This is a genomic window from Snodgrassella sp. M0110 (genome assembly GCF_016101465.1).
In the GTDB taxonomy this organism is placed as follows: domain Bacteria; phylum Pseudomonadota; class Gammaproteobacteria; order Burkholderiales; family Neisseriaceae; genus Snodgrassella; species Snodgrassella alvi.
Genome location: NZ_JACFQM010000017.1, coordinates 1 through 7,383, shown reverse-complemented (window position 1 = coordinate 7,383; position 7,383 = coordinate 1). Strand labels below are relative to the sequence as shown.

Sequence of the window (7,383 nt, the reverse complement as noted above, 5' to 3'; positions counted from 1 at the left end):
CTTTTTTATTTCTTTTGTTTACCGGTCGAAATTCTTTGCATTTTAATACTTTGATTAATTCTTCTTCTCCTAGAATATTTTTAATTTCAGTAAACATCATTTTAAGATTATGTACTTTATTATCAATATGATTTGCCAGATCTTGCTCCAGATAATAATCTTTGATAAAAGCCAATGCTGCATCTTTATTTAGTCTTAATAACAACTCAAATTGAAGTATACTCCATTGTTTATTATATCTTAATAACTCTTCCAATAACAAAGTACCTTCAGAAATACTGATATTATCTAAAAAATATTTTTGCTCATTGTGATTTCTGAGTTCTAGCCGTAATTTTTCTTTTGCCTCGAAATATTTTTGTAAAATTTCTATTAACATTTGCTCACCTTTCCATGACCTACGATTGCGTCAGAGTTGAAATCAAGACTACTTCTGATTTTCCAATCTGGCAATCTTCCCTTTGTCTTTCCTTTATATGTCACATCTAAATTACGAGTATCAATATCAATATAATAATCTGCTCCTAGGGCTCCTGTTCTTCTTTTTATTGCATCTGGGTTTCTTGTATCTACATGTATTGAAGTTGCACTTATTCCCCCTCTAGGGTCTTTTGGATCAAATGTAAATCCATGTCTTTTAAAGTTCTTGAACTCTTTGCTTGACATAAATCGACGAACTATTCCGGGATTTTTGGGAACACCATCTATAAGATTACTCTTCGACAATCCCCATGGATCAGCCCAAATCAATGCATTCGGCGCATACTGATACAGATTGTGTCCGACATCTAAATCAATCGGATCCGCGGCTGGGTGCAGAAGCTGGTAGACCCATTTTAAAATGTTTATTTAAATAAAGCTCAGATTTTAGAAATTCATCTTATTTATGTACAATATTTCTAAATTTAAAAACTGTTTTTAATCAAAAATAAATTCCATACCTATAATTTCCCCATCTTTATTAAAATCTAAAATTATTTCAGGTCCTTTATAGTTATTAATTAATGAATTTAGAAAAACCTGTTTTGCACTTATTCCAGAAATACCTTTCCCAGGGTGTTTTGGTAAATATAAATAAGCTACATCTCCATCTGTGCTGCATTCTAATTTTGTCCCATTTTTCGATGACATATTTACTCCATTAATTTATTAAGAACGGTTTTTAATTTTGCAGTTCCAGTTTTTGCTATTTAATATACAATCATTCCATTATTTTCTGCAGAAATTAGGATACGGTCAATATGAGCTCAATCTGGTATTGTTTCTGAAGGAAATCCAGTTTTCTCAATTTTATTACCTAAAAATCTTTCAAACTATCAGAAGCTATTTTTCTATCTGGATAAACTTTTTATTCAACAGCTCTCTTTATTGCATGAGGTAAGTTTGAATTAACCACTTTTTTGGGCTTGCCTATAATACATGTCAACACCCACAAATCAATCCACGTAAACGCGTTGGAAACATATTGATACAGATTAAATCCTCCCGCCAAGTAAAGCGACCTGTATCCGGATCATAGTACCTGACAGTATTGTAGTGCAGACCGGTTTCTCAATCAGAATACTGCTTCTGATACCTCAGGTTCTGTTGTATCTATGTGTGGACAATCAACCTTAACAATATCGAAAACAAATACCAAAGTAAACAAAGATATAGTGATTATCATTAATATGTAGCTGGTTAATCGGAAACTAATGTAATCAAACCTGCTGATAAACCTTGCAACAATAGCACGGCTAACCAATTTGATAGGTAATCTAAAGAATAGTCTATAAATAAAAACCTCATTTACTTCGACTAATTACTGAGCTTCACAGAGCATAACTATAAGCACGATGCCCATGGTCGCATCAGCACCAAACAGATCGCCAGAGGTATCTGCTATTACCATTGGACAGCCTGTACCTGATAGAAGTACGTACTGTAATTCTACGACAAAAAAATTAAAAGTCGAAACTCCAGTAAAAGTATAATTGCAGAAAAAGTATGTCCTTCAAGTAAATTACCCATAGAAATAAGAGAGAAATATGCCCGTTATAAACCTTTACTCATTCAGATATTCCAATTTTTAACACTATTCAATTAAAAAGGTTTGTATTAATTTGTGCTCTTTACGGACTATATACTTAATAGGACAGATTAAACTATAGAAAATGATTCGGAAAATCCACGGCCTGCAGAATAAACTTGGTATCATCAGGATTCTGGATATATGCAACTAGTGCCTTCTGATATTCATGATGCAGTAAAGCACACAGGTGAAATTTCAACAAGTAAAGGTAAAAAATAATTTATGGCTACTATTATTTATTCTAAAAATCCCGCAACCTTAGAAGATATTTTTAATTTTGAGAAAATTATTAAAAGTAATTTACCAAATAATTATAAAGATTTTTTAATGAAATATAATGGAGGACAACCTCAGCCTAATTCATTTAGATTTTTTTCTGATAGAAATGATGGATCTATGGTTGATCAATTTCTTAGTTTAGGCAGAGAAAAATATAGTAATTTATTAAGTTATTATGATCTTTATAAGGATAGAATTCCTTCAGAATTTATTCCTATAGCTCATGATGCTGGGGGTAATCTTATTATAATGGAATTGAAATCTAATAGTAATAGAATTTATTTTTGGGATCATGAACTTGAAGCAGATGAAGGTGAAACACCTAATATGGACAATGTTTATTATATTAATCAGTCTTTCACTAAGTTTATAAATGATCTTTATCCCTTAAAGGAAGATGAAATTTAATTAAGAGCACAAACGATGAATATTTATCTATCTAAATTGAATTGAATAGAGATCAACTTCACGCTTAAATATTATTTAATCATATTTAATATTAATGATTATTAATATGCTGTTTATAAAATTTGGTGTATATAACCTCTTACTTTGGATTACCAATTTGTTTAATTCAGTTTAGCACGTTTGGTTTATATTTAACACAGCAACAAATAAGGGGTTATGAACAGCCTGTTTTACCAACCCTACCCAGAAATTTTACTGAACGGCACCTGACCGCAGTATGTATTGAACAGCAGAACCAATGCAAACATTATAGCTACATATACAATGCACCCGGACTTCGAATTGAAAATACCGGCTGGATCGGGGTGATCAGCCCTGCAACCGCACCACCTTCCTGTGGGACGGGCTGCAAATGATTCAGGAAAGCAATGCAGACAAACGGCAGAGCCTGTATCTGTATACCAACCAGTACAGCTATGAACTGCTGGCACGGATAGACCGGACCAGTTAATCAGCAAGAGCACATCTACTACTTCCATACCGACCTGAACGGCTTGCCGGAGAAACTGACGGATGAAGCCGGTGAAATCGTCTGTGAATGCTCATATCAGCTTTGGGGCAAACCGATACAGTAGATTGCTCATTGAGAGATACAACAGAACCTGAGGTATCAGAGACAGTATTCAGACAGAGAAACCAGACTGCACTACAATCCACAGTAGATCATTTTACTCATCCGGATCCGATTGGATTAACCGGCGAAACTCAACCTATGTCAGCATATACTAACTGATTTGGATGGTTCCTTAGGATTGTAAAAGAAATGTGAGCGTCCTTCTAAAAATTTTAAACAAAGATACACTATTACTACGCGTTAGATAAATATTTCAATCGGAAAAACAGCTGATATTCTTGATTTGTTTGCCCTCTGAAAGATTAGTAAAACAACAATCATAAACGTATAAAAATCTAATTCAGCTCCGCTTACACTAAAATAACAAAAGCAGGTAACAAATATATATATAAGATGATCATCCTGACGGTAATAAAAAGAAAAATCAACCTAATAGATATCGTATATGGTTACTGGAAGTTTACAAAAGGAAAACAGGAAAAAAATTATAGGTAGAATCAGCTATAGATAATTTAAAAATTATGACAGAATTTATGACTTATCTGTCTATATTCACAGAATACTAGTGAATGTAGAATAAGACATGGTAGATTTTAATGCAGATATAATAAATTATAAATCTTAGAGTAATATTAATATTGGGTGTAATATAGACTGCTATATTGATAAATTATAAAAAATTTTGATGTTAAATTAAGCCGTATAAAAAATGTCAAATTATTCGAAAGAAGATGAAATAAGATATGAATATTCTTTGGATAATGACACGATAAAAATTTCTACAAATATTGATGGCTTACTTGAAGCTGTAGAGTGTACTGAAAATTATAAAAAAAATAAAAATAAATTATATACTGGTATCACAATGGTAAAACTGATTAGATTAACTGATAAACAGTGGATAATTTTTGACACACTTATATTTTACATTGAGACTGTAAAATGGCGATTACACTCCTTCACCATATAATGTAGTAGCTGATTATTTAAAGATATCTCAATGGATTTACTATTAAATGAAATTTATATTAGTAATTTTTTAAGACAAACTGGACTGTATTACAGTACTTTCAGGTACTATAACCCTGATACAATTAGATTTACCCAGCCAGAACCGATTATATTGACAATAGAATAAACCTTTAGGTCAGCGATGTTCATCGATGGCACTGTGACTAATAAACATTGTATATGTTATGAAAACTAACTTAAAAGATAAATTAAACTTAATTAAAGCAAAGAATTATGCATATAAAATAGATGGGGTTAGTTCTTTTAATATATCATTTTACATGAGAATGAATTCGCTTTGTAACTATCCCCTAAAATAGTACAGCAAGAAAGTAGAAAATTCTCTATGATATTTTTAAGGAGAATTTCAATATGAAAAAATTTTCAGAGCATCAAATTGTATCTATTTTAAATGAAGCTGAAGTTGGCATCTCTGTCAAAGAGCTTTGCCGTAAATATGGTATGGCCGTTTCTACTTTTTATAAATGGCGAGATAAATATGGCGGTATGCAATCTTCGGATATTAAGCGCTTAAAACAGCTGGAAGCTGAAAATCGTAAACTCAAACAAATGTATGCCGAATTAAGCTTAACCTCTCAGCTTCAGCAAGAAATAATAAAAAAGCTATAGTGCCGACGTCAGTTCGTAAGTGTTGGGCACAAACACTTCAATCACAATACTGTGTGACAATTAAAATGAGTTGCGCCATTGTGAATTTAAGTCGCTGTGCTTACTACTACCAACCTAAATCGGCAGATGACTCTAGGATTATTTCGTTACTCAAGTCAATAACAGACAAGCATTTACGTTGGGGATTTCCTAAGTGTTTTCATCGAATCAGGAAACTGGGATATAAGTGGAATCATAAACGGGTTTATCGGGTTTATTGTCAATTAAAACTCAACATTCGCTCTAAACGAAATAAACGATTACCCCAGCGTTATCCACAACCATTATCAGTACCAAGTCGTCTGGGAGAATGTTGGTCAATGGATTTTATGAGTGATCGTTCTGAAAATCATCGTAGATTTAGAACCTTTAATGTTATTGATGACTTTAATCGTGAGGCATTAGGCATTGATATTGCGGTCAGTTTATCGGCAGGTAGAATTAACCGGTATTTAGATAGACTAGCTCAATATCATGGTTATCCATTAAAAATACGAGTTGATAATGGAGCAGAATTTACTGCCAATAGATTCACAAGCTGGGCAAAATCACATGGAATAAGCATAGATTACATTAAACCTGGTAGTCCTTATCAAAACGGCTATATAGAACGATTTAACCGAACATATCGAACGGAGGTATTAGATTTGTATTTATTCAAAAATCTGGAACAAGCAAGAAAAATAACGGAAGAATGGTTAGAAATATATAACACAGAAAGACCGCATGAAGCATTAAATAATATGACACCAATTGAATATAGAAACATGAAACAAATAGCATGATTTTCTACTTGGTTTGTGTGCTAACAATGGGGTATTTACAGTTTGGCATCGAGAAAGACTAATGGAAATAAATAAAATTGATAACATCATCAAAAAAAAGGTTTTTAATTTACCTATAAAAAGAAATGTTCTGGTGAGAGAAGTTGAAAGTATATTAAATGTAAAAAAAGATACTATTTGTAATTTATTCTACTATGAGAATATTTGCATATCCTTTTGTGTCGAAAATTTTTCTAATTTCATATTGAGCTTGTTTAAAATAAATAGAACATATGATTTTTCATTAGCATTGACATCTCCCGACAGAGTCATTGTTTTAAGCGATAATGAATATGATATACATTTGTATAATATTCAAAAATAAACTATATAAAAATTAATCAAAAAAAATAATAATTTACGAATTTATTATTTAACTTTGGTTCAAAATATTAAAACAAAATCATTAATATATTTAACTACTTCTTTAACTGATAAAATTCATTTCGCAATTCCTGTACTGAATTATAATCAGCTATCTGAATCAGACAATATTTCGAATATATATCTGATTACAATATAATTTTCAAATCCTGCTTATTCCGGTCAGAGCCATTGAAATGAATATAGTACGTAATTAAAACAAAATTGCAGAGATAATTGTTAGCCTATTTTTTCAATGAATATATCAGTTATCAATAGTTTTCAGGCTGGATATATCAGTAGATTTCTAAATAACAAGATGCTTAGAGAATGAAAGCGATGTAGTTATTTCAGATAAATTACGACAGTTTTTACTGATAATTATATCAAAGGTTTAAATCTAGAAGATTGATAACAATTTCCGGTAATTCGGCAATATTTCTCACAATTATAGATAAATAGTCATCTGATATTTATTTATGTCAATGTAAGTTTATGGCTATAGCGTACAAACCAACCTTGTAACCGCACCACCCTTCTGTGGAACGGACTGCAAATGATTCAGGTAAACGACACAGATAAACGGCAGAGCCTGTAACTGTATTCTGATCTGAACGGCATGCCGATAGATTGACAGACTGAAAATCCGTCTACAAGCAGTTCGAGCCTTCCTTTGTCTACCATTAATAACCGCGTTATCCGGTTTTATAAATATTTTTTAAGCTTAATTTACAATTATTTAATACAAATTCATATTATTCTTCTAAAATTAATTTAACAGATTTAAATATATTGATTAAAATATGATAAAATAATTAAATTAATGTTATTATATTTTACATATTAAATTATTACTTCTGATTGATTTTAAAGAGATTATCAAATGGGAGAAGCATGCTGGGCAGCTCGTGAGGGAGACATCCTTTTACATACTTCATTGCTGGCTGATATTGCGGGCGCTGCTGTCGAAATAGCCTGTTATGCGGCTATAGCAACTGCATGCATTGCCGCTGCAGCAGTAGCAATAGGCATGTTTACCACAACCGGTGGCGCAGCAGCATTGGCATTAGGTGCAGTATTAGGAACTGCCAGTACATCAGCCTGTGTTGTAGGAACCATCGTAT

Annotated in this window: 7 protein-coding genes and 1 pseudogene; 5 read left to right on the top strand and 3 right to left on the bottom strand. The window is 32.0% G+C overall.

The window, feature by feature from the left end; genetic code table 11:
• From H3T84_RS11800 to H3T84_RS11790, 3 genes are all read right to left on the bottom strand, one after another.
• Window positions 1–379, bottom strand: a 379-nt coding sequence (locus tag H3T84_RS11800) for a hypothetical protein (RefSeq protein ID WP_198219284.1), incomplete at its 3' end; no start/stop codon positions are given.
• A complete protein-coding gene (locus tag H3T84_RS11795; RefSeq protein ID WP_198219282.1) occupies window positions 373–666 on the bottom strand; it encodes a hypothetical protein in 294 nt (97 codons plus the stop codon). The genes H3T84_RS11800 and H3T84_RS11795, both read right to left, overlap by 7 nt.
• A gap of 252 nt (window positions 667–918) precedes the next feature.
• Complete coding sequence (locus H3T84_RS11790; protein WP_174832680.1) at window positions 919–1,131, bottom strand: DUF2283 domain-containing protein; 213 nt, start codon at window positions 1,129–1,131, stop codon at window positions 919–921.
• Window positions 1,132–2,194: 1,063 nt separating this feature from the next.
• Between H3T84_RS11790 and H3T84_RS12585 the strand changes: the two are divergent.
• The 5 genes and pseudogenes from H3T84_RS12585 to H3T84_RS11765 all read left to right on the top strand — a co-directional run.
• A pseudogene (locus H3T84_RS12585) lies at window positions 2,195–2,290 on the top strand (HNH endonuclease); the annotation flags it as partial.
• Window positions 2,291–2,293: 3 nt separating this feature from the next.
• Window positions 2,294–2,758, top strand: a complete 465-nt coding sequence (locus tag H3T84_RS11780; RefSeq protein WP_198219280.1) for an SMI1/KNR4 family protein — start codon at window positions 2,294–2,296, stop codon at window positions 2,756–2,758.
• A 554-nt stretch (window positions 2,759–3,312) separates the two neighbouring features.
• On the top strand, window positions 3,313–3,393 hold the full coding sequence (locus H3T84_RS12580; protein ID WP_370524155.1) for an RHS domain-containing protein: 81 nt from the start codon (window positions 3,313–3,315) through the stop codon (window positions 3,391–3,393).
• A 1,382-nt stretch (window positions 3,394–4,775) separates the two neighbouring features.
• Window positions 4,776–5,857, top strand: a protein-coding gene (locus tag H3T84_RS11770; protein WP_370524154.1) for an IS3 family transposase whose coding sequence is annotated in 2 segments (ribosomal slippage) — window positions 4,776–5,019 and window positions 5,019–5,857 — 1,083 coding nt in all. Because the reading frame shifts where the segments join, the coding sequence is not laid out codon by codon here.
• Between the two features lie 1,285 nt (window positions 5,858–7,142).
• A partial coding sequence (locus H3T84_RS11765; RefSeq protein WP_198219278.1) for a hypothetical protein occupies window positions 7,143–7,383 on the top strand: 241 nt, incomplete at its 3' end.